Source organism: Pseudomonadota bacterium (assembly GCA_008501635.1).
Classification (GTDB): Bacteria; Pseudomonadota; Gammaproteobacteria; order QQUJ01; family QQUJ01; genus QQUJ01.
The window spans coordinates 47,161-67,052 of sequence record QQUJ01000007.1 but is presented as its reverse complement, the minus strand read 5'-3'; the positions used below and the strand labels follow the sequence as shown (position 1 = coordinate 67,052).

The following is a 19,892-nucleotide window of genomic DNA, read 5'->3' as shown; positions in this document are numbered from 1 at the left end:
TCAGCGGATTCCATCAGGGACAGGGGTATCTACCTCAGACAAAGTCCGGATGTATGGCTGCAATCTCTACCTCCTCACCATCACTACCTTGGGGGCTTGGCAAATAGGGGCGACCATGTATGAGATAAGTTCTACTATCAATTCGCAGAATCAGATTCAGGCGCTGGGCGACCGCATCCAGAATGTTCGGCAGTACGTCAAGCGGTAGTACGCCGTCCGCCCGGTAGCGAAATCCCAGTCCCCGGCCAGGATCGTCGGAGCGGCGTAGATACGATTCCGGGTTATGCGCGGAACGCCGGAGACCAACTGTTCGCCCGCAATTTCCCGACAATTGTGCATGGTTACAGGTTCGTGGAGCCTGTAGTGTCGTAACTGCTGGAATTCCATCTGTTGAGGCACGCAAAGGCATCGAGCATGGGCAACGTGTTGTTCTATCTGGCTACGGTCTTTATCTGGGGTTCGACCTGGCTGGGGATCACATTTCAACTGGGAGTGGTCGACCCCCAGGTATCGGTAGCCTATCGTTTCATCCTCGCCGCAGTGCTGCTGCTCGCCTACTGTGCGCTGCGCGGGCTGCACCTGAGATTCGGCGCGCGTGCGCATCGCTTTATCCTGCTGCAAGGGCTGCTGCTGTTCGGTTTCAACTACTGGCTGATCTATCTCAGCACCCAGTACCTCACCAGTGGCCTGATCGCCGTGCTGTTCTCGTCGGTTATTGTGATGAATATCGTCAACGGTCGACTCTGGTTGGGCACGCCGGTGCAGATGCACGTGGTGATCGGAGCGGGTATTGGATTGGTGGGAATCGCCCTGGTGTTCTGGCCGGAGCTGACCGGCGTCGCCCTGGACGACAATACGTTGATCGCGATCGGCCTGGCGCTGCTTGGCACCTACTCGGCCTCGCTGGGCAATATCGTCTCGGTGCGCAACCAGCGTGAACGGCTGCCGGTGGTGCAGACTAACGCGCTGGGTATGGCGTACGGTGGTTTCACCATGCTGGTGATCGCGGGGCTGTTCGGTAAGGAGTATCTCGTCGACCTGTCTTTGCCCTACATGGGCTCGCTGCTCTACCTGTCGGTGTTCGGGTCGATCATCGCCTTTGGCTGCTACCTGACACTGGTGGGACGGATTGGCGCCAACAAGGCGGCCTACGCCATGCTGCTGTTCCCGGTGGTCGCGCTGCAGCTTTCGGTATGGTTCGAGGGCTACCAGTGGAGCACGCAAAGCCTGGCCGGTGTGGCGCTGGTGCTCGCCGGTAACGGTATCATTCTCGTCACTCCGAAACAGTGGATGCGATGGTTGCGATTGCGCACCCGGAGTACCGTTGCGCAAAAACCGGAATGTCAGGGCTAGCCCGCGCGCGCTAGATTCAACGCTATCGTCACTCGCTTCGGAGCACCAACGTGGTCAATCAATCCATGACCCTCGGCAGTTGGCTCACCTTGATCGTATTGTCGGTTTTGTGGGGCGGCTCGTTCTTTTTCGTCGGCGTCGTGGTCGATGCATTGCCGTTGCTGACCATCGTGATTCTGCGCGTCGGCCTGGCAGCGATTGCGCTCAATTTCGTGGTCTTCACCCTGGGACAACGCCTGCCCACGGAACTGCGCGTCTGGAGGGCCTTCATCGGCATGGGGCTGCTCAACAACATGGTGCCCTTCACGCTCATCGTCTGGGGCCAATCGTACATCACCAGCGGCCTGGCCTCGATACTCACCGCAGCGACACCTCTGTTCGCGGTCGTCGCGGCCCACCTGCTGACCAGCGATGAACGCATGACCGCCAGACGGGTCATCGGGGTTGTGCTGGGTTTTGTCGGAGTGGTCATCGTGATCGGCCCGTCGGTACTTTCCGGTCTGGGTGTCAATGTGCTGGCGCAGCTGGCGGTGCTGGGCGCCGCGCTCTCGTACGCGCTGGCCGGTGTATTCGGACGCCGGTTTGCGCGCTGGGGCATCACGCCGCTGGTGGCGTCCACCGGGCAGGTCAGCGCATCTACCGTATTGTTGCTGCCGCTGGCATTGTGGGTGGACCGCCCCTGGCTGCTTGCGGCCCCCGGCGTCGAAATCTGGGGCGCTATTGTGGGATTGGCGCTGCTCTCCACCGCGCTGGCCTATATTCTCTACTTTCGCATTCTGGCGACTTCCGGGGCGACCAATATTCTCCTGGTCACTTTCCTGATCCCGGTCAGCGCCATTTTATTGGGCGCGTTGATTCTGGATGAACAGTTGGCGGTGTGGCACTTCGTCGGCATTGGGGTTATCGGATTGGGGCTCGCCACCATCGATGGGCGCATCCCTCGCCGCTTTCACCAACGATGGATAGCGCGACGGGCGGAAGGTTCGATCCCGTCCTGATGAACCAGGAAACCTCTGATCAAGTCGTGTTCAGTGATTCTGTTGCCCGGAAGCGGCGATTTCGGTGTCGGAAAACTTGGCAATAGCGGGCTATTCGCTGCACTTTCCGCCACCCCGGGCGCAACACGCGGTGGATTTTCCGGAGTGCGGTGAGCGGCTGCGCCAGATACCCCGGCACCTGGATGCACGTGACGACATCGTGGCTCAGCGACTCGCCGCGGAGCTGGTGGGCATCGCCGACCCACAAGCTGATGTTGGGTAGATCGGCGCAGCGTCGCGGCGCCATCGCGACCAGGCTGTCGGATCGAGCGCGGGCATTGGCGGTATGGTCACGGTCGATAGGTGGCGTAGGCGGTACCGGTCTCCCAGATCTGCACTTCGACTACCGGCAAGCCGCGCGCCTGGACCTCGTCGAAGATCAGACGGGCGATATTCTCGGCGGTGGGATTCTTCTCCATCACGTAGACCCGCTCGCCAGCCTGCTGTATGGCAGGAAGGAAGGGATCATCGCAATGCATCAGCATGGTGTGGTCGAGTTCCTGGTCGATGAAGGTGCGCGCGATGCGGTTCACCTCTGCAAAATCGCATACCATGCCCAGCTCGTCGAGCTGGGCATTTTCAAGAAAGATGCGCGCACGGGCGTTGTGCCCATGGAGGTGGCGGCACTTGCCCTGGTGATTGAGCAGGCGGTGTCCATAACAGAACTCGATCTCTTTGACGACCTGGTACATAGGAAACGCTGTCCGGTGACGAGGAATACGATGGCGCTAGCGATATTCTCCGACATCCCACTGCGGGATGCACGGTTTCGTGCCGGTGCCGGGTATCGCAACCCTGCTCGCGGCAGTTGCCTGCCGTGGCGAAGCCTCCACCTTCTGGTATCGAAAGCCGAGACAAGGACAGATTCTGCGCTAGAATCGCAACCCGGTGGCCAGCCGCGGACAGCGGCTCACGGCGAGCGCTAACCCGGTGAAACGGTGCTAAAGGTTTGACATGCAGCGCACGTCGTTGAATAGTGCTCACCTGATCATGCACAGTGGGTCCAGTGTCGTGCCTCTGTCCCCGGGAGTGGCGCTGGCGGGTAAGAATGAAAAATAAAGAGTGGTGTGATGCGCTTTATTCGTGGATTGGGTAAAGACAGGGATGATCGTGCGGATGGGTTCGCCAACGATACTCCACGGCGCTCCTGGGTGGTCATAGCGCTGTCTGTGCTGATAGCGTCGGGCTGCGCGAGTCTGCCCGGTGAGCGTGATCCGAAAGATCCCTTCGAAAGTTTCAACCGCTCCATGTACAAGTTCAATGATGCTTTGGATCGCGCTGTTCTGAAACCGGTGGCTGAAGGCTACGTGGCCATTACGCCGGATCCGGTCAACAAAGGCGTCACCAATATCTTCAGCAATCTTGAAGATGTGTGGGTGACGGCCAACGATGTACTGCAGTTCAAGTTCGGTCAGGCGCTGTCGGATCTATGGCGCTTGGTCATCAACAGCACCTTCGGTATCTATGGCATCTTCGATGTCGCGACCCCGCTCGGATTGAACAAGCATCACGAAGATTTCGGACAAACCCTGGGGCATTGGGGCGTGGGTCCTGGACCCTATCTGGTGTGGCCGGTATTGGGCCCGAGCACCATCCGCGACACCACAGGCGATGTGGTCGAGGCATCGCAGTGGAGAGCGTTTGAAGAGGTTTCGGACAGCACCGCGGGCGAAAACACGTTGTTCATTCTCGACACGATCGACACGCGTGCCGATCTCCTGGGGGCCAGCCGCGTAATGAGCAAAGTGGCGCTCGATCCCTATATATTCCTGCGCGAGTCCTATCTCCAGAAGCGCCGCGCGCTGGTTTACGACGGGAACCCCCCCGACGACGATTTCTTCGATATCGACAAGGATGAAGACGATCCCAAAGCGGCCAGGGAGTGAACGGGCTCGTTGCCGCCCGGTCGTTGGCGGCGTCACCCGATTCAGACGTAGATCGATGCCGTCAGGCAGTGTAACGAACCCCCGAATTCGGTTGTGGGCGAGTCGATAAAGACCACGTCGAATCCGTGTGCGCGCAGCAGCTCCCCAATCAGAACTGAATCCTCCGCCGGTGTCAGCGGAAACCGGGGCACCAGCAACCGGCGCTCGATCTGTATCCAGTTGACCGGGCTCGCGTAGTGGGAGCCAGCGGTGCGCAGCGGCATGCGTAGCACCGTGATATCGGGCAGCACGGCACGTACCTGTATTTCGATGTCGCGAGCAACCGCGCGGTCATGTGCGCTGCCCGCGTTCCATGCCAACGCCAGGAGACCGTCGTTCAGAAAGCGTGCGTGCACGTCGGCATGGCGGGTCTGCTCTTCGAGAAACGGTTCAAAGACGATCCAGTGCTCGATTCCCAATTGCGCCTGGTAGGGCACTAATTGCGCGACGCCGTCCAGTCCGTTGTCACTGAGAATCTGTGACGATGAGAGCGCAATTCCGCCGGGACCGGCAACGAGGTTGCCCTGCGCTACCAGCAATCCGCAGGGCTCGCTTTCTTTCACGCTGATGGCGCCGAACAGCACCGTATCCTGGTCACGCCCTGCCATGTTCATGCGCGGTAATACCCACTGCACGCCATCGGCACCGATCACCGGAATCGGTGAGCGGTCGCGTATCCATGGCGTATCGAAGGGGGCGGCGATGATGGAGAAGTGATCGGGCAGCGGGTGGTTGGCGACCAAGGTGCGGGACGCTGCTGGATCGCCCGACAGCAGGATCACGCCGATATGCAGCGCCGCTGCGTTGGCGATGGTCTCGAGTACCCCATCGATGGTGCAGGCGTAGTGCGGCACCATCAGCGCCGCGGGCACGTCGTAGTCGGGGACGATGCGCTTCATCCCCGCAGTTTCCGCCGCCATGGCAGCTGTTTATCGCTTGAAGCGAATTCCCGGGCTCGGCGGTTGAGTTTCGGGTTTGCGCTCTTCGCGCGGCAGGATGCGATGTCCGGGAAGCGTCCGAACGCCGGGCTTTATCCGGACACCCGGTGTTACGCGCTCCCCCGGTTTGATCCTTTTGCCGGGCTTGATGCGCAATCCGGGTTGCCGCTGCCCGGCGCGGACATCCGTTGCGGGTTTGATGATCCGGCGTGCCATGCGGCGCTGCAGATTCTGTGGGCCGGCGGGTGCGGCTCCAATCTGGAAGGGCAGGGATATGAAGGCGGCTGTGGCGAGAGACAGCGCCTGATGTAACGCTTTCGGGGTTGGCTTCATCTTCTGCTCCGAGGTTGGAATTGGCGATGGTTATCTGCGCGGTAAGTCGACTTCGGTTGCGCGCCGGTTCAACGCGAGTGGCGTTTTACTCCGCGAACTCGGAAACAAAGGGTGCGTTATCCAGGTCAAACAGGCTGTCGATCAGGATGCGCGTCTCCCGTGCCTGTCCCACGCTCTTGATGGACGACAGGAAGCAACCCTCCGCCCAACCGGCTGCGCTCCCCCCAAGTGTAGTTGTTCTCCTTCTGGCCCGGAACGTTGGATACGAGGCGCGATTTCAGGGCAGGTTGATGACATGCAGAGCACCCGGTTCCGGGTGCTCGATGGTCGCATGGAGGACCGGCCGCTCCCAGCCGAGATCTTCGGCGGGGGATTTTGAGATAGGTTCTGGTTGTTCCGGTACTGATGGATGGTCTGAATCGGAAAGCGCGACAGTAACATCAGATTGCGCTCGCTGCGGCGAACATTTCGTGCAACACGTTGAAGAATACAACGCCTAACCGTTCGTCGAGTCGCTCTTGCTATGCACACGACCCGCGCGAAAGGCACCGACAATGCCAATGAGCCAAACAGTGAGGAGAGCCGCCGGAGCAATGCCAAGTAGCGTGTCTTCGGTACCTGCCGGTTGCTGTGCCAGCAGTTGGCTGATGGCTGCGGGATCCGGTTGCACGGTACCGGATAGAATTTGATCGGATATCTGCATCGCTCTCTCCAGTGCATTTGAAACCAGCACGTAGAGCGCCGCGAAGGCGGTAACCGCCAATACCGTACCGGGGATCGGTTTCTTCAAGTAAAAATGCCCGATGCCGGGAAAGAGCAGCGCGGAGAGCAGGGCTGCTTTGATTGATTTGCTCATTGACTCGCCTATTTTTATCGACGCTTGAATTCTGTTTTGCGCGGCCTGCCCCCGATTGAATACCTCGATGGAGTGGTCATTCCTTTCTACACCCATACCCCGATCATCTCAATTCGGGATGAAGTTCAGTAAGGTGACTAACGCGCCGAGATTGGGGAGGGACCTTTTTCGTCACGAGCCGTTCGGTTTCTTTATACTTGACCGGGTGCGACGGCGGGACTGCCCAAAGGCAGCCGCCGAACTGTCAAGAAAAACAGAGATTCCCCGACTCGCCACATTCGCTAAGCCATGTTACTTGCCCAACTGTTGAAACTGCTGTCGTACCTGCCCCTGCGGGCACTGCATGCCCTTGGCGCGGTGGTCGGTTGGTTGGCGCAGTGGCTGCCGACGCGCTCGCGGCGCAATGTGTGGGAGAACATTCCGCGTTGTTTTCCCGAGTTGTCAGCGCGGCAACAACGGAGCATGGTGCGCGCTACGTTGATCGAAACGGCGAAATCCTTCCTGGAGACCGCAGCGCTATGGAACTGGCCGGGACCCAGGTTGCTGGGTCTGATCCGCGAGGTGACCGGACGCGAGGTCTTGACCCAGGCGCTGGCCCAGGGGCGGGGCGTGATCATCGTCATGCCGCATCTCGGCAGCTGGGAGCTGGCGGCATCGTACTGCTCATCCCTGCAACCGATGACCACGCTCTACAAACCCCCTGCATCAGCAGCACTGGAGGCGATGATGCTGGCGGGCAGGCAGCGTTTCGGCGCCCGCCTGGTGCCGACCGATACCAGGGGATTGCGGGCGATGTATCAGGCGCTGGCGCACGGGGAGACCGTCGGCATTCTGCCCGATCAGAATCCCCGGCCCGGTACCGGCATCCATGTGCCTTTCTTCGGTCAGCAGACCTATACCATGACTCTGGTGGGGCGCCTGATTCAAAAGAGCGGGGCCGAGATTATCTACGCCTATGCCGAACGGCTGCCGCGGGGAGCGGGATTTCACGTGTATCTACGCGCAGCGGGAGGGGCGTCGGAAGGTCTGGATCTGGAGGGAGTCACCGCGCTGGTCAACGCCGATATTGAGTCCTGCGTGCGTCAATGCCCGACGCAATACCAATGGACCTACCGACGCTTCAAGTTCACGCCCGAGGAACTGGCGAAACACCAGGTGTTTGTTGACGATTGAACGGAGCGTAGTTGGAGCGCTTCGCACCGCGACCCGGTCGAACGCCCGGTCCTAGAACAGGTGCCTGAAAGCCAAACTGCCCCAGGCGATGCTTTTTTCACCGGGGCCGTCGAACTCGTTGCTGCGTACCCGGATGCTCAGACTGAGTTCGTAGCCGGAGCGAAACTCGTGGGCGAAACCCATCCAGAGTTCCAGTAACGCAGAGTTCAGCCGGCCGCTGGAGATCTCCACCTCGCTGTCGCGGAACTGACCCTGCAACAGCGCATTGTAAAGACGATAGCGCACCGTTCCTCCCGCCCAGACGTAGGATTCGACCGCCTGGTGAGCGGCTACGGGTTGGCGCGGGATCTGCGGAGGTCCCAGCGGTGCGTATTCGGCGTGCTGCGGATTGAAACTCCACCAAGGGGTGCGCAAGTTCCCCCAACGCCACGAGATTCCGGCGCCGATGTCGGTCACGTACCCCAATTGGGCGTCTGCCGTCCAGGTGATCTGGTGGTGTGAGTCACCGCTCAGGCCTTCGTGGATCAGCTTCTGACGACCGCCACGCCAGAGCAGCGTCGGCTCTCCACCCTCGGATATCTGATGCGACCAACCCCGCGCCTCGACACCATTGGTTGCATCGTGAATGAAATCCTGGATGCCTTCGCAGAGGTTGGTGCCGAGCAGTCCGGCGACCAGACTGGTGAGGTAGCTGGCGTCGCGAGCGAGAATCACCGTTTGCCGGGTGTTGTGCATAAAGGCAAGGCAGGCGTAAGGACGTTGGTCGAAGCGCGGCGCGGGATCGCTGATCTCCTTCGGCGTGAAGGCCGCCATCCCGAAACCGAAACTGTGATAGCGCTGCGTGGTTTCGCCGGCGAAATGTTCCTGAACCCCCAGCCAGCGATTGACACGGCCCAACATGCCGTCTAGCGAAAGCCGGTGGTCGCGCGCCCGCCGGCCAGCGAGCACCAGCGAAAATCCGGCGGTGTAGTCCTCGTCCGATTCGGTCAGCGAGAGCCGATCGTTGTCGAGGTACAGGCTCCATCCCGAAGCGTAGGCTTCCGCGGGTGGAGTGACGGAATGTGACGCGAATACCGTCTGAGAAGACGCGCAGCAGGCTGCGACAAGCAGCAGAGCGACGGCGTCTGCGCCGATCCCGCGGCGTAGGGTTTTCCGCAAACGCGCTGGCAGAGGTAGGAGATCCGGCGCGCTTGCCGCTCCTTCGGTACGACGGACTATTGTGGTGAACGGCGACATCTTGTTCTTTGTATTGCAGCTACCGCCTGTTAGAACCTGTACCGGGAGTGATGCGATCTCCGTGTCGACGCAGAGGCGTCATGACTGCAAGTGTAGACGATGTGGCCAGTAACAGGCTGCACAATTAATCGGTTTGCTCTGGGGCAAATTCCGCCGGGAAGCGTCCGGCGATGATGTAGGCGAAGGCAATCACTTCGGCCACGGTGTAGTAGAGCGCTTCGGGAATCTCATCGCCCAGGGGGATGCGGCGCAGCAGGCGCACCAGTTCCGGATTTTCCTGCAGCGGTACTCCGTGCTCGCGTGCCAGGTCGATGATCTGCTGCGCGATTTCGCCCTCGCCCTTGGCGGTGACGCGCGGCGCGCTCTCCCCGTCGTATTCGAGGGCAACCGCGATATCGTTCGGCGTCGATTTGTCGCTCATGCCTGTTCGTCGATCAGGCCAGCGGCGGAAGAGGGTGGCGGGTTGGAATCGGGGATGCCCGCCAGACATTCCAGACTGCGCACCGGAAGCCCGTGTTTTTCGATTCGATTGCGCAGCTCGTCCAGATGCTCCTTGAATTTGCGTGCGGTTGCTGGGCGCTCAGCCCACAGGGTGGCGCTCAACTCCTGTTGGTAGAAGACCACGCGTGCGCGCACCGCGCCCAACTCCTCGAGTTCGAAGGCGAAGGTAATGCTCCAGTACTCTTCGGCCTGTGCGCCGGCCGGGCGGCGGTGCTCGATGCGAAACTGGAACAGATCCGTCTGCTGTCCTTGACGCACGGGCACCTCCGCCACCCAGATCTGGGTGGGGTTCTGTTCGCTGGGCAGCGATGAGATCTGGCTGATCTGCAGTCGCGCCAAAGCACCCTCGAGCTGAGCTGTCAGCTCCTGCACGATACGCAGCTGCGAGACGTTGTCCTCCAGCAATTGCACGATCGAGGGCGGGACGCGCGCTTGCGCCACGGGCGGCTGATCGCGCAACGGTGGTGCGATGGACAAGGGCAGTGGCAGCGGTTTGAGGGATGCCGGTTCCGCCATGGTGGCGGGGGCGCGCAGCAGCGCCCGCAGGCTATCGAGCAGCCGTACCAGATTGAGCTTGGTGTCGCCCATCGCCGGGCTGGTTCCCCGATCGACATTTGCCGCCAGTCTGGCTTCGGCAAGCGTGCCGCTGTCGCGTATCGCCTGTCTGACGCCCTCCGGGGTGGCGAGGCGCCGCGCTTCGGGCAGGGCGTCGAAGAGTTGCTGTGCCAGTTTGAACACGGAGGGCGGCAGTGCCGGCGCAGCGGATGTCGTGGAGGCGCCATTCCGCGGTGCGATCAGGCGGCTGAGGTTCGCCAACAGCGGGGCGAACGATTGCTGCCGCGGGAGGGCGGCGCGCAAAGCATCGTTTCGGGTCGTATCCGCACCCGGTGTGCCGCCCAACAGGCGCAGCGTGATCGTCACACCGATAGTATCGACTCTGACCCTGACCGGTGCGCCCGTCGCAAGCGGGATACCGGTCCGCACAGGCACCTCGTTGGCGCCGAATCGCAGCGTGGCGGTCTGCGTCGTCGGGCGGTTGACGACCGTGGCATGCAGGACCTGCCCCACCTGCCAGCCGCGAACCGCCGAGGGCAGCGTTTGCGGAGTCAGTGGATCGCCCTTTGATAACGGGGGAAGGTCGATGGGGGGCAGGTTCATGTCGGGTGCTATTCAGATATCTTTCTTGCGACCGTCATAGCAGTATAGCGATCACGGTTTGGTCAACTTGAGCAACCTCTGATCTAATCGGGTTTTACAATAGCGTTGAAACAGACACAGTTCCATGCCGGACGATAAGACCAAAAGCCATATCTGGTATACCCGCCGCGATGGGCAGACCAAGGGGCCCTTTCCGATCGGACAGATTCGCCGCTATGTGCTGCTGGGGCGCCTGCGTGACAGCGACGAGGTGAGCCCCGACGGCGAGACCTGGTCGCGCGTGCGCGATACCGACGCGGTGATCCCGGACGTGGCGAAGAACCTCGAAACCCCCGAAGACTACCAGCGGCTGGAGCGCGCCCGTCTGCGCGAGGATGAGCGCCTCGATCCCGACCGCCGTCTCGCGCCGGGGCTGCCGGAACCCAAGGACTGGGAGCGTCGCGATCGCAGCGACCGCCGCCGTGACGAGAACATGGAGGTGGTCCAGCACCGCCTCACCAAAGCTGAGCTGATTCAGGAGCTGCGTACGCAGCGCCCCAACTACCGCTGGCAGATCAGTGTCGCCGCGGTGCTGGTCGCGGCTGTGGTGATCGCTTATTTTCTCGCCAAGCCGCAGACCACCGAGGTGGCGCGCGAGTGCAATGCACCGCCGCGCTCAGGCATCGTCTGGGATACCTGCCAACTCGACGGCTCGCAGTTGGAAGGGGCCGATCTGCGTGCCGCCAGTGCACGCAACGCCAATCTCGCCAGATCGCGGCTGCGTTTTGGTCTGATGGCGGGTGCCGACCTCTCCTACGCGGTGCTCAGCGAAGCGGATTTGACCGGCGCCGATCTTGCCAAAGCACAACTGGTGGGCACCAATCTGCGCGGCGCCAACCTTACCAGCGCCGATCTGCGCGGCGCCGACCTCTCCTATGCCGATCTGACCGGGGCAGTGATGGTGGATGCCAAACTCGACGGCGCGCGTTTCGACAAGGCCGTGTGGCCCGATCAATCGTTGTGCGGGATGGGTTCTGTTGGCGGGTGTTTGATCGCCGGCAAGAAGTAGACTGCACAGCAGGCGTCGTTGGTATGACACCGGGATTGTCGGCTGCTTCCACTCTCCAGCCAACGCGGAACCACTTCAACTGATTTCCACCGCGCGATACCGCTGCACCTGCATTCGATCCGACCAATAGTTTGGGGCAAGCCCCGCTTTCTGTTTGAGATGGCTGAGAAACTCCCGCCGGTCGGGCAGCGATTCCCACACCGCGGGCAGGAAGGTGCCGCGATGCGATCCTTCCTCCAGTATCAGACCGTCGACTCCGGGACGCAGCTTCTCGATCAAATCCTCTTCCGAGTCAAACGCGAGAGCTTCGGGAGGTGTCAGGATCGATATCTTGATTTCGAGTCGCCCGCGCTCGAGTTTGCCCAACGGTGGAAAGCGCGGGTCGGAAAAGGCAGCCGAATAGGCGTTGTTGGCCACGTCGACAATAAGCGGCATGCGTGCTTCGAGTACGCCGATGCAGCCGCGCAGTTGTTTGTTGATGGTCAATGTGACGAAGGTGGCGCGCTGGTCACGCAACGCCTCGGGATAGTCACTGGCGTCGACCTTCAGCGCACAGCCATGGAGCAGGCCGTGGTCGATGGAGTCACCGGCGGTTTTCAGCAGCAGATCGCGTTCTTCCCCGGTGTAGCTATTGGAAGACATACGCACCGTACCCCACCACCTGGTTACGCGGTCCGGCGGTATCGCCGGAGTTGCGCAGATCGATGGTTTCGGCCTGCAGGCCGTGGCGTTGCGCCAAACTCAGCAGCCCGCTTACCGGGATACGGCCACAGGCGCCTTCGTAGCTTATCTTTTGCGGCTCCAGCCTCTCGATGGCCAGCGAGGTGGCGGTGTCCATCTGCTGCGCGATGTCGTAGTTGTGATAGTGGCTGAGGTCGGAACTGATGACGATCAGTGTCTCCGGTCCACCCCACAAAAGCTCCAGTACCTCGGCGACTTCATCGGCCGAGGCATCGCTGACGACCAGCGGCACCAGGGTGAACTCACCTAGCACCTCCTGCAGAAAGGGCAGGTGTACTTCCAGGCTGTGCTCCAGTGCATGGGCTTCGTCGAGTTCGATCACCTGGGGCAGCATGCCGATTGCCGCGAGCGCGGCGTGATCCACCGGTATGTCCCCCAGCGGTGTGCGATAGGTATCAGCCGAACTGGCCGCAATACCACGGAAGGGCACCCGATGAGAGGGTCCCATCAATACCACACGGCGAATGGTGTCGCGTGCGGCGGCCAGCCGCTTGTAGGCGGTGGCGGCGATGGGTCCCGAGTAGATATAGCCGGCATGGGGCGCTATCAGCGCTTTGGGGGCAGGCCCGGGTTTCGCATCCTGCAAATACCCTGCGACCATTGCATGTAATTCGGCGGGGTCATTGGGGTAGAACATACCTGCCACCGCCGGCATTCGAATACCGCTCATGGCGTTCGCTCCTCAGTTGGGTGCTCGCGCCCGCTCTCTAGTCTGGAGCGGTGTGCAAAGCGTGCGCAACATCTGATATCTCGACTCACTCTGAGTATAGGCACCTGTCACGTGCTTGCCGAAGATGAGCTAGCATAAGTGACAGGAGGGTAGTGAAAATGAACGCACCGGAGATTGCTCCCGTCCCGGGACGCTATTGGCATGCATTGGATGACGGGCGCATCCAGTGCGATCTCTGTCCGCGTTTCTGCCATCTTCACGAGGGTAAGCAGGGGCTGTGCTTCGTGCGCAAGCGCGAAGGTGATCAAATGGTGCTGACCACCTATGGGCGCTCCAGCGGGTTTTGCATCGATCCCATCGAGAAAAAACCGCTCAACCATTTTCTGCCCGGTACGCCGGTCCTCTCCTTTGGCACGGCGGGTTGCAATCTCGCCTGCAAGTTCTGCCAGAACTGGGACATGAGCAAATCGCGCGAAACGGATATCCTGGCTGCCAGCGCTTCACCCGAAAAGATCGCGGCGGTGGCGAAAAAGCTCGACTGCCGCAGCGTTGCCTTTACCTATAACGATCCGGTGATTTTTCTCGAATACGCGGTGGACGTGGCCAGGGCCTGTCGCGAAGCGGGCGTGAAGTCGGTGGCGGTTACCGCGGGCTATATCACCGAGCAGGCACGCGAGGAGTTCTTCCGCGACATGGATGCCGCCAACGTCGATCTGAAAGCCTTCACCGAGGATTTCTACCGCAAGGTGTGCGGCGGCCACCTGCAACCGGTACTGGAGACGTTGCAGTACCTCCATCTCGAGACTTCGGTCTGGATCGAACTCACCACGCTGCTGATTCCCGGGCTCAACGACAGCGAAGAGGAGCTGCAGCGCATGACCCAGTGGGTGGTGGAGAACCTGGGGCCTGACGTGCCGATGCACTTCTCCGCCTTTCACCCCGACTGGAAGATGCAGGATCTCCCCGCGACGCCCGCACGCACCCTCACCCGCGCCCGCGAGATCGCGCGCAACAACGGCGTGCGCTATGCCTATACCGGTAATGTCCATGATCGCGGTGGCGGCAGCACCTATTGCCATCAGTGCGGCCAGTTGCTCATCGAGCGCGACTGGTACGAACTGGGCTATTGGGGACTGACAGCCAGGGGATGCTGCCAGGCCTGCGGGGCACAGTGCGCGGGTGTCTTCGAAGCCAAACCCGGCGTCTGGGGGTCACGGCGCATGCCTATCGATATGCGCCTCGCGCAATAAGTCCGGTTTCCAGCGAGATCCTATAACAGCTTATTTTCAATGGAGAATATCAGCCGGCGTTGGTGGCTGGGATCTACCCGCCGGTGTCAGTGGCGGTGATTGACGCACCGTAGCGCGCGTGATACTTACGCGGAGAAGCACGAAAAGTGGAAGACCAACAATCGAACCCGGCACGCGCTGGAATGGTGTGCCTTCCAGGGAGACGCGGATGAAGATCAATGGCAGTGCTGCAATCGTTACCGGCGGCGCTTCGGGGATGGGAGAGGCGACGGCCCGTGCCCTGGCGGCGAAGGGTGCGCGTGTTGCGGTCCTCGACCGCGAGCAGGCGCGCGCTGCGAAGTTGGCGGCTGAGATCGGCGGCCAGGCGTTTGGGTGCGATGTGGCTGATGCCGCCTCCATTGAACGCGCGCTGGCCGAGGCCGCGACCCATCACGGCGTGGCGCGGATCGCGGTCAATTGTGCCGGTGTCGGCACCGCCAAACGCATCGTCGGCAAGGAAGGGCCGATGCCCTTGGAGGAGTTTCGCCGCGTCATCGAGATCAACCTCATCGGCACTTTCAATGTCCTGCGTCTGGCGGCGGCAGCCATGAGCACCACCGAGCCGCTGGGTGACAGCGGCGAGCGCGGTGTGATCATCAACACCGCATCCATTGCCGCCTACGATGGTCAGGTGGGACAGTCGGCCTACAGCGCCTCCAAGGGCGGCATCGTGAGCCTGACGCTGCCCGCCGCGCGCGAGCTGGCGCAGTTCGGGGTGCGGGTGCTCACCGTCGCCCCCGGCCTGGTGGACACGCCCATGATGGCGGGTCTGCCGGAAGAGATTCAGACGGCGCTGGGCGCCTCGGTGCCGTTCCCCAAACGTCTGGCGCGTCCCGATGAGTTCGCGCGCCTGGTGGTGGATCTGGTGGAGAACGAATACCTGAACGGTGAAGTGATCCGTTTCGATGGCGCGCTGCGCCTGCCGCCACGTTGAGGAATCAAACATGGAACTGAAGCATCTGCTCTACGAGCAGCAGGGTGATATCGCGGTGCTCACCATCGATCGGCCGCAGAAACGCAATGCGGTCAACGATGAGCTCATCGAGAGTTTTCACCGTTTCTTCTCCAAACCGCCGGCGGCGGTCAAAGCGGTTGTGCTGCGCGGTAACGGCAAGCACTTCAGCGCCGGGCTCGATCTCTCCGAGCATCGCGAGCGCAGCGCGCTGGATGTGATGCGCCACTCCCAGTTCTGGCACGAGACCGGCAATCTGATGGAGTTCGGCGGGCTGCCCATCATCGCGGTACTGCACGGCGCGGTCATCGGCGGCGGGTTGGAGCTGTGCATGACCACCCATGTGCGTATCGCCGAACCGAGCACCTTCTACGAACTGCCCGAAGGGCGCCGTGGCATCTTCGTCGGCGGGGGTGCCAGTGTGCGCCTGGCGCGTGTGATCGGTGCCGACCGCACCCGCGAGATGATGCTCACCGGGCGCCGCTACAGCGCCGAGGAGGGGCAGGCGCTGGGGGTGTCGCACTATCTGGTGGGAGAGGGAGAAGCCGAGCAGCGTGCCTTTGCGCTGGCGCGCACCATCGCCGGCAATGCCCCGGCTTCCAACTACATGATGCTCAATGCCCTGGCGCGAATCGATAACATGCCGATGACCGAAGGCCTGTTCACCGAGTCGCTGGCCGCCGCGCTGACGCAGACCAGCGAGGACGCCCGCGAAGGGATGCGCGCCTTTCTCGAAAAGCGCGAAGCGAAGTTCGACGATTAAGCGCCGCTGAACACCTCTTCGGCGGCCGGCGCGTACTGGTCGCCGTTGCTGATGACCTCGGCGAGCCAGGCGGTCTCGGGCAACAGGCGCAGGCGCACAAAATCGGCCAGTGCCTGCCACCGCGGGGGATTCGCCGTTGCGGCGAAACCCCTCTCCATCAATCCCCACACCGCGCCAAAAGCGACCAGGCCGGTCAGGCGCAGGTAAGCCTCGGCCACCGGGGCGGGGTCGGCGGCGGACAGCAGAACGTTGGTGGCGCGCCGCCACTGCTCCAGCGCGATGGTCACCGCCTGCGCCATGGCGTCATGATCGGCCGCCTGGATGGCCGCGATCTGTCTGCCGATCTCCTCCTCGAAGGCCGCAACACACGCGCCGTTGGCGGCGTGCAACAACCTTCCCGCCAGAGTCATCGATTGGATGCCATTGGTGCCTTCGTAGATGAGAGTGATGCGCGTATCACGCAGTACCTGCTCGACCCGATACTCGCGGGTGTAGCCGTATCCCCCGTGGACCTGCAGCGCGAGATTGGCCGCCAGCAGCGCCGAGTCGGTGCAGAATGCTTTGCAGACCGGCGTCAGGAATTCGATGAGGGCGGGCTGATCGCCGAGCGTCAGATCGACGGCGGTGCGATAGGAGAGGGCGCGGCACCCGGCGGTCAGCGCCTGCTGGTGGAGCAGCATGCGCTGCACGTCGCCGTGACGGAAGATGGGATCGGCGCTTTCGCCGCTACGGCCGCTGCGCCCCTGCACGCGCTCGGCGGCATAGCGCCAGGCGCGCTGACTGGCAGCCTCCGCGAGCCCGACCCCCTGCAGCCCGACATCCAGCCGCGTGGCGTTCATCATGGTGAACATGCGCGCCAGTCCCTCACCGGGAGCGCCGAGGATTTCCGCTTGTGCGCCGTCGAAGGCCAGTTGGCAGGTGGGCGAGGCGTGTAGTCCCATCTTCTCCTCAAGGCGCATCACGGCCACCGCGTTGCGCGAACCATCCTCGAGCACGGCCGGGCAGAGAAAGAGTGCCAGCCCTTTCACCCCAGCCGGTGCGCCGGCGGTGCGCGCCAACACCAGGTGCAGAATGTTGTCGGTGAGATTCTGGTCGCCGCCGGTGATGAAAATCTTGGTGCCGCTCAGACGCCAGCCATCACCCTCCGGGGTTGCCACGGTGCTGATACGTCCCAGGTCGGAACCCGCCGCCGGTTCCGTCAGGCACATGGTGGCCAGCCACTCGCCGGAGACCAGTCGCGGCAGGTAGCGCGCCTTCTGGTGATCGGAGCCGTGGCGCAACAGCGTGCGCGCGGACCCCTGCCCCAGCGACAGCAGGGTCTGCAGTCCGACGCAGGCGCCGGAGAGCAGTTCGGAGACCACACCACCGAGCACTTCGGGCTGACTCTGTCCGCCATAGGCCTCGGGTGCCGTCAGACCGGGCCAGCCGGCGGCGGCGTAGTCACGATAGGCAGCAACGAAGGGTGCGGGCAGTCGGGCGCGCCCCGATTCCAGTCGTGCCCCCTCGCCGTCGCCCAGCGGATCGAGGGGGGCGATGCGCTCGTCAATGAAGCGGGCGGCGTGCCCGACGATCTCGGCGGCCAGATCGGGATCCCAGTCGGGCAGGCGCGCGGCATCGGCGCCGTGCTCCAGGGTGAAGAGAATATCGTCGACGGGGCTGCGGAAATCGTTCATCGGGTGTCCTTGCTAGAGCACGAGCACATCGCCGCCGCCCGCGTAGAGGCGCTCCACCAGTTCTGCGCGCCGTTCCAGCACCGCCCGCTGGTTGATGTAGCCTTTGTCGGTGATCTCGTTGGCATCGATATCCGGTGGTTCCGCCATCAGCAGCGCGCGGGCGATGCGCTGGCTGTTGCTTTTGCCGCGGTTGTAACTCGCCAGGCCCGCGCGCAATTTTTCACGGACTTCGGGGCGCTGGATCAGATCACCGGGTGCCATAGCGGTGGATGCATCGGGGCACAGGCTTTTGCACCCGGCAGGGTTGGGAAATACCAGCAGACCGATTTCGTCACGGTTATGGCCGGTGACCACGGCATCCTGAACCACCGGCGCAGTGGCGGCGATCGCCTCCACGCGTACGCTGCCCACATGTACCCACGTGCCCGAGCTGAGCTTGAAGTCCTCGGCGACGCGACCGTCGAATACCACACCCTGCGCGGGATCCTGCGGGTCGACGAGCTTGCCGGCGTCGCCTATGCAGTAGTAGCCGTCCGCGTCGAAAGCCTCGCGGGTCTGCTCCGGGTTGCGCCAGTAGCCGGGCGTTATATTGGGCCCGCGCACACGCAGCTCCAGTTTGCCGCTGTTGGGGACGAACTTGAGCGCGGTGCCCGGGGCGGGCAGTCCGATCACACCGGCGCGGTCGATGGGGAAATGGACAGTGGTGACCATGGGCGCGGTCTCCGTGGAGCCCCAGGCCGAGACCATGTGCACTCTTTCGCCACGCGCCTGGATCGACAACGCTTCCAGCCGTTCCCACAGATTCTGCGGCAGCGCGGCGCCGGCGTAGAAGATCAGGTCCAGCTCGCGGAAGAAGTTGTCGCGCAGGGTGCTGTCCTGCTCCAGGAACGGCAGCAGCACATCGAACCCGCGCGGCACGTTGAAATAGAGCGTGGGCGAGATCTCGCGCAGATTGGCCACCGTGTTCTCGATCAGACCCGGCACCGGCTTGCCGTTGTCCACATAGAGTGAACCGCCGTTGAACAACACCAGGTTGAAGTTGTGATTGCCGCCAAAGGTGTGGTTCCAGGGCAGCCAGTCCACCACCACCGGCGGCCGCTCCTTGAGAAACGGCCAGAGCTGCACGATCGCCTGCTGGTTGGAGCAGAGCATGCGCTGCGTGTTGATGACCCCCTTGGGCAGTCCCGTCGAGCCGGAGGTGAAAAGGATCTTGGCGATGCTATCGGGGCCGACCCGGATGAGTGCCTCATCCACGGCCGGAGTGACCGGCGTACTCAGCAACGACGTCAGTGACGTGCACTCCCTCCCCGCGATCGGGTTGGCGCTGACCACCACCTCGACATCGGACACATCGAGTGCGCCCAGTGCGTTGGCAAATTTCTGCCCGTCGGCGATGTAAATCAGCTGCGGGCGCAGCAGCGAAAAAATGTGCTTGAGCTTGGAGTGATCCTGCGACATCAGCGAATAGGCCGGCGAGATCGGTGCGGCGGGGATGCCGGCGGTCATCGCACCCAGTTGCATCAGCGCGTTGCCGATACCGTTGTCCGAGAGAATCATGAGCGGTGCTTCGGGCCGCAGCTTGCGGTCGAGCAGGGCCTGCGCTATGGCATCGACCTGAAGGCGTACCTCAGCATAGCTGAGCGTGATCCATGCCCCGTCCGCACCCCGTTCGGCGAGAAAGATGCGCTCGGGAGCCGCCTCGGCCCAGTGGCGCAACAGCAGCGGCACATTATCCGCATAGGCCTCCAGCGGCTGCGTCGAGCGCAGTATCATGCCGCCGCCCGCCAGGGGTTCGGATTCCACTGCCGGAGGCGCAAAATGCAGTTTTGAACGCGGTGGGGTACTCATGGTTCGGCTCCTCCTATTCAACCTCAATAATGGGGCACAACGCTGGATTATCGTTGGTTGTTGCGGTACCGGAGAGCGGTACCGATCCGCAGCGTTTCTTCGTCAATCCAGGTTCGAAATCCGGCCCTCCGCCATTATGGACCGTGCGGCCCTCGATGGTGCAATGCAACTAAGCAGGATTTACGAAGTGTAAAATCATCTTGTTATCGGCTTATCGCTCACCGAGGAAATCATAGCACTGCCTTATCCAAGGCCCTAGTTGCAGTTTTACGTAACTGTAAATTTCATTGGTTTACTTCGTGAATTGAGTTTGCTAGCGTGTCCAACGCAGGAAAGTGGGCCATTAGAAGCCCGTCGGGTTGCCGGGACATACAATTGATCCAGCGCAACATCGCAGC

18 protein-coding genes and 1 pseudogene are annotated in these 19,892 nt (G+C 62.1%); 8 read left to right on the top strand and 11 right to left on the bottom strand.

The annotated features are described in order from the left end of the window. Nucleotides 1–414: 414 nt before the first annotated feature. The gene (locus DWQ09_02370; GenBank protein KAA3629993.1) at nt 415–1,353 is read left to right on the top strand and encodes an EamA family transporter; all 939 of its coding nucleotides are present in this window, start codon (nt 415–417) and stop codon (nt 1,351–1,353) included. A 65-nt stretch (nt 1,354–1,418) separates the two neighbouring features. Beyond that, nucleotides 1,419–2,351 (top strand): DMT family transporter, encoded by a 933-nt coding sequence (locus DWQ09_02365; GenBank protein ID KAA3629998.1) that lies wholly within the window; start codon nt 1,419–1,421, stop codon nt 2,349–2,351. A gap of 19 nt (nt 2,352–2,370) precedes the next feature. Here the strand turns inward: DWQ09_02365 and DWQ09_02360 are convergent, their stop codons facing one another. Together DWQ09_02360 and DWQ09_02355 are read right to left on the bottom strand one after the other, a co-directional pair. Continuing rightward, nucleotides 2,371–2,637, bottom strand: a complete 267-nt coding sequence (locus DWQ09_02360; protein ID KAA3629992.1) for a class I SAM-dependent methyltransferase — start codon at nt 2,635–2,637, stop codon at nt 2,371–2,373. 43 nt (nt 2,638–2,680) lie between these two features. After that, a complete protein-coding gene (locus DWQ09_02355; GenBank protein KAA3629991.1) occupies nt 2,681–3,082 on the bottom strand; it encodes a 6-carboxytetrahydropterin synthase in 402 nt (133 codons plus the stop codon). A gap of 378 nt (nt 3,083–3,460) precedes the next feature. Between DWQ09_02355 and DWQ09_02350 the strand changes: the two genes are divergently transcribed. Continuing rightward, nucleotides 3,461–4,276, top strand: a complete 816-nt coding sequence (locus DWQ09_02350) for a VacJ family lipoprotein (GenBank protein ID KAA3629990.1) — start codon at nt 3,461–3,463, stop codon at nt 4,274–4,276. 41 nt (nt 4,277–4,317) lie between these two features. Here DWQ09_02350 and DWQ09_02345 read toward each other — a convergent pair whose 3' ends face one another. The 3 genes from DWQ09_02345 to DWQ09_02335 form a co-directional block, all read right to left on the bottom strand. Then, nucleotides 4,318–5,235, bottom strand: a complete 918-nt coding sequence (locus DWQ09_02345; GenBank protein KAA3629989.1) for a hypothetical protein — start codon at nt 5,233–5,235, stop codon at nt 4,318–4,320. 9 nt (nt 5,236–5,244) lie between these two features. Then, a complete protein-coding gene (locus DWQ09_02340; protein KAA3629988.1) occupies nt 5,245–5,586 on the bottom strand; it encodes a hypothetical protein in 342 nt (113 codons plus the stop codon). A 496-nt stretch (nt 5,587–6,082) separates the two neighbouring features. Continuing rightward, nucleotides 6,083–6,442 carry a hypothetical protein gene (locus tag DWQ09_02335; protein KAA3629987.1) on the bottom strand — a complete coding sequence of 120 codons (360 nt, stop codon included), beginning with the start codon at nt 6,440–6,442 and terminating at the stop codon, nt 6,083–6,085. Between the two features lie 288 nt (nt 6,443–6,730). Between DWQ09_02335 and DWQ09_02330 the strand changes: the two genes are divergently transcribed. Then, nucleotides 6,731–7,615 carry a lipid A biosynthesis acyltransferase gene (locus tag DWQ09_02330; protein ID KAA3629986.1) on the top strand — a complete coding sequence of 295 codons (885 nt, stop codon included), beginning with the start codon at nt 6,731–6,733 and terminating at the stop codon, nt 7,613–7,615. A 51-nt stretch (nt 7,616–7,666) separates the two neighbouring features. Here the strand turns inward: DWQ09_02330 and DWQ09_02325 are convergent, their stop codons facing one another. The 3 genes from DWQ09_02325 to DWQ09_02315 form a co-directional block, all read right to left on the bottom strand. Beyond that, nucleotides 7,667–8,851 carry a DUF2219 family protein gene (locus tag DWQ09_02325; protein KAA3629985.1) on the bottom strand — a complete coding sequence of 395 codons (1,185 nt, stop codon included), beginning with the start codon at nt 8,849–8,851 and terminating at the stop codon, nt 7,667–7,669. 124 nt (nt 8,852–8,975) lie between these two features. Next, nucleotides 8,976–9,272: a flagellar protein FhlB gene (locus DWQ09_02320; GenBank protein ID KAA3629984.1), complete on the bottom strand. Its 297-nt coding sequence runs from the start codon at nt 9,270–9,272 to the stop codon at nt 8,976–8,978. Next, nucleotides 9,269–10,510: a flagellar hook-length control protein FliK gene (locus tag DWQ09_02315; GenBank protein KAA3629983.1), complete on the bottom strand. Its 1,242-nt coding sequence runs from the start codon at nt 10,508–10,510 to the stop codon at nt 9,269–9,271. Before DWQ09_02315 ends, DWQ09_02320 begins: the two co-directional genes overlap by 4 nt. A 124-nt stretch (nt 10,511–10,634) precedes the next feature. Between DWQ09_02315 and DWQ09_02310 the strand changes: the two genes are divergently transcribed. Further along, the gene (locus DWQ09_02310) at nt 10,635–11,558 is read left to right on the top strand and encodes a pentapeptide repeat-containing protein (GenBank protein ID KAA3629982.1); all 924 of its coding nucleotides are present in this window, start codon (nt 10,635–10,637) and stop codon (nt 11,556–11,558) included. Between the two features lie 75 nt (nt 11,559–11,633). On the opposite strand, the pseudogene amrB reads toward DWQ09_02310, so the two are convergent. Continuing rightward, nucleotides 11,634–12,969, bottom strand: a pseudogene (gene amrB / locus DWQ09_02305) (AmmeMemoRadiSam system protein B). Between the two features lie 158 nt (nt 12,970–13,127). On the opposite strand from amrB, the gene amrS reads away from it, so the two are divergent. The 3 genes from amrS (at nt 13,128) to DWQ09_02290 (ending at nt 15,973) form a co-directional block, all read left to right on the top strand. Continuing rightward, the gene (gene amrS / locus DWQ09_02300) at nt 13,128–14,219 is read left to right on the top strand and encodes an AmmeMemoRadiSam system radical SAM enzyme (protein KAA3629981.1); all 1,092 of its coding nucleotides are present in this window, start codon (nt 13,128–13,130) and stop codon (nt 14,217–14,219) included. A 208-nt stretch (nt 14,220–14,427) separates the two neighbouring features. Beyond that, on the top strand, nt 14,428–15,192 hold the full coding sequence (locus DWQ09_02295; protein KAA3629980.1) for an SDR family NAD(P)-dependent oxidoreductase: 765 nt from the start codon (nt 14,428–14,430) through the stop codon (nt 15,190–15,192). Continuing rightward, nucleotides 15,164–15,973 carry an enoyl-CoA hydratase gene (locus DWQ09_02290; protein ID KAA3629979.1) on the top strand — a complete coding sequence of 270 codons (810 nt, stop codon included), beginning with the start codon at nt 15,164–15,166 and terminating at the stop codon, nt 15,971–15,973. The genes DWQ09_02295 and DWQ09_02290 overlap by 29 nt, the downstream gene beginning before the upstream one ends. On the opposite strand, the gene DWQ09_02285 is transcribed toward DWQ09_02290, so the two are convergent. After that, the gene (locus DWQ09_02285) at nt 15,970–17,646 is read right to left on the bottom strand and encodes an acyl-CoA dehydrogenase (protein KAA3629978.1); all 1,677 of its coding nucleotides are present in this window, start codon (nt 17,644–17,646) and stop codon (nt 15,970–15,972) included. The genes DWQ09_02290 and DWQ09_02285 overlap by 4 nt on opposite strands. Before the next feature lie 12 nt (nt 17,647–17,658). Then, nucleotides 17,659–19,494 (bottom strand): feruloyl-CoA synthase, encoded by a 1,836-nt coding sequence (locus DWQ09_02280; protein ID KAA3629977.1) that lies wholly within the window; start codon nt 19,492–19,494, stop codon nt 17,659–17,661. Nucleotides 19,495–19,892: the final 398 nt, after the last annotated feature.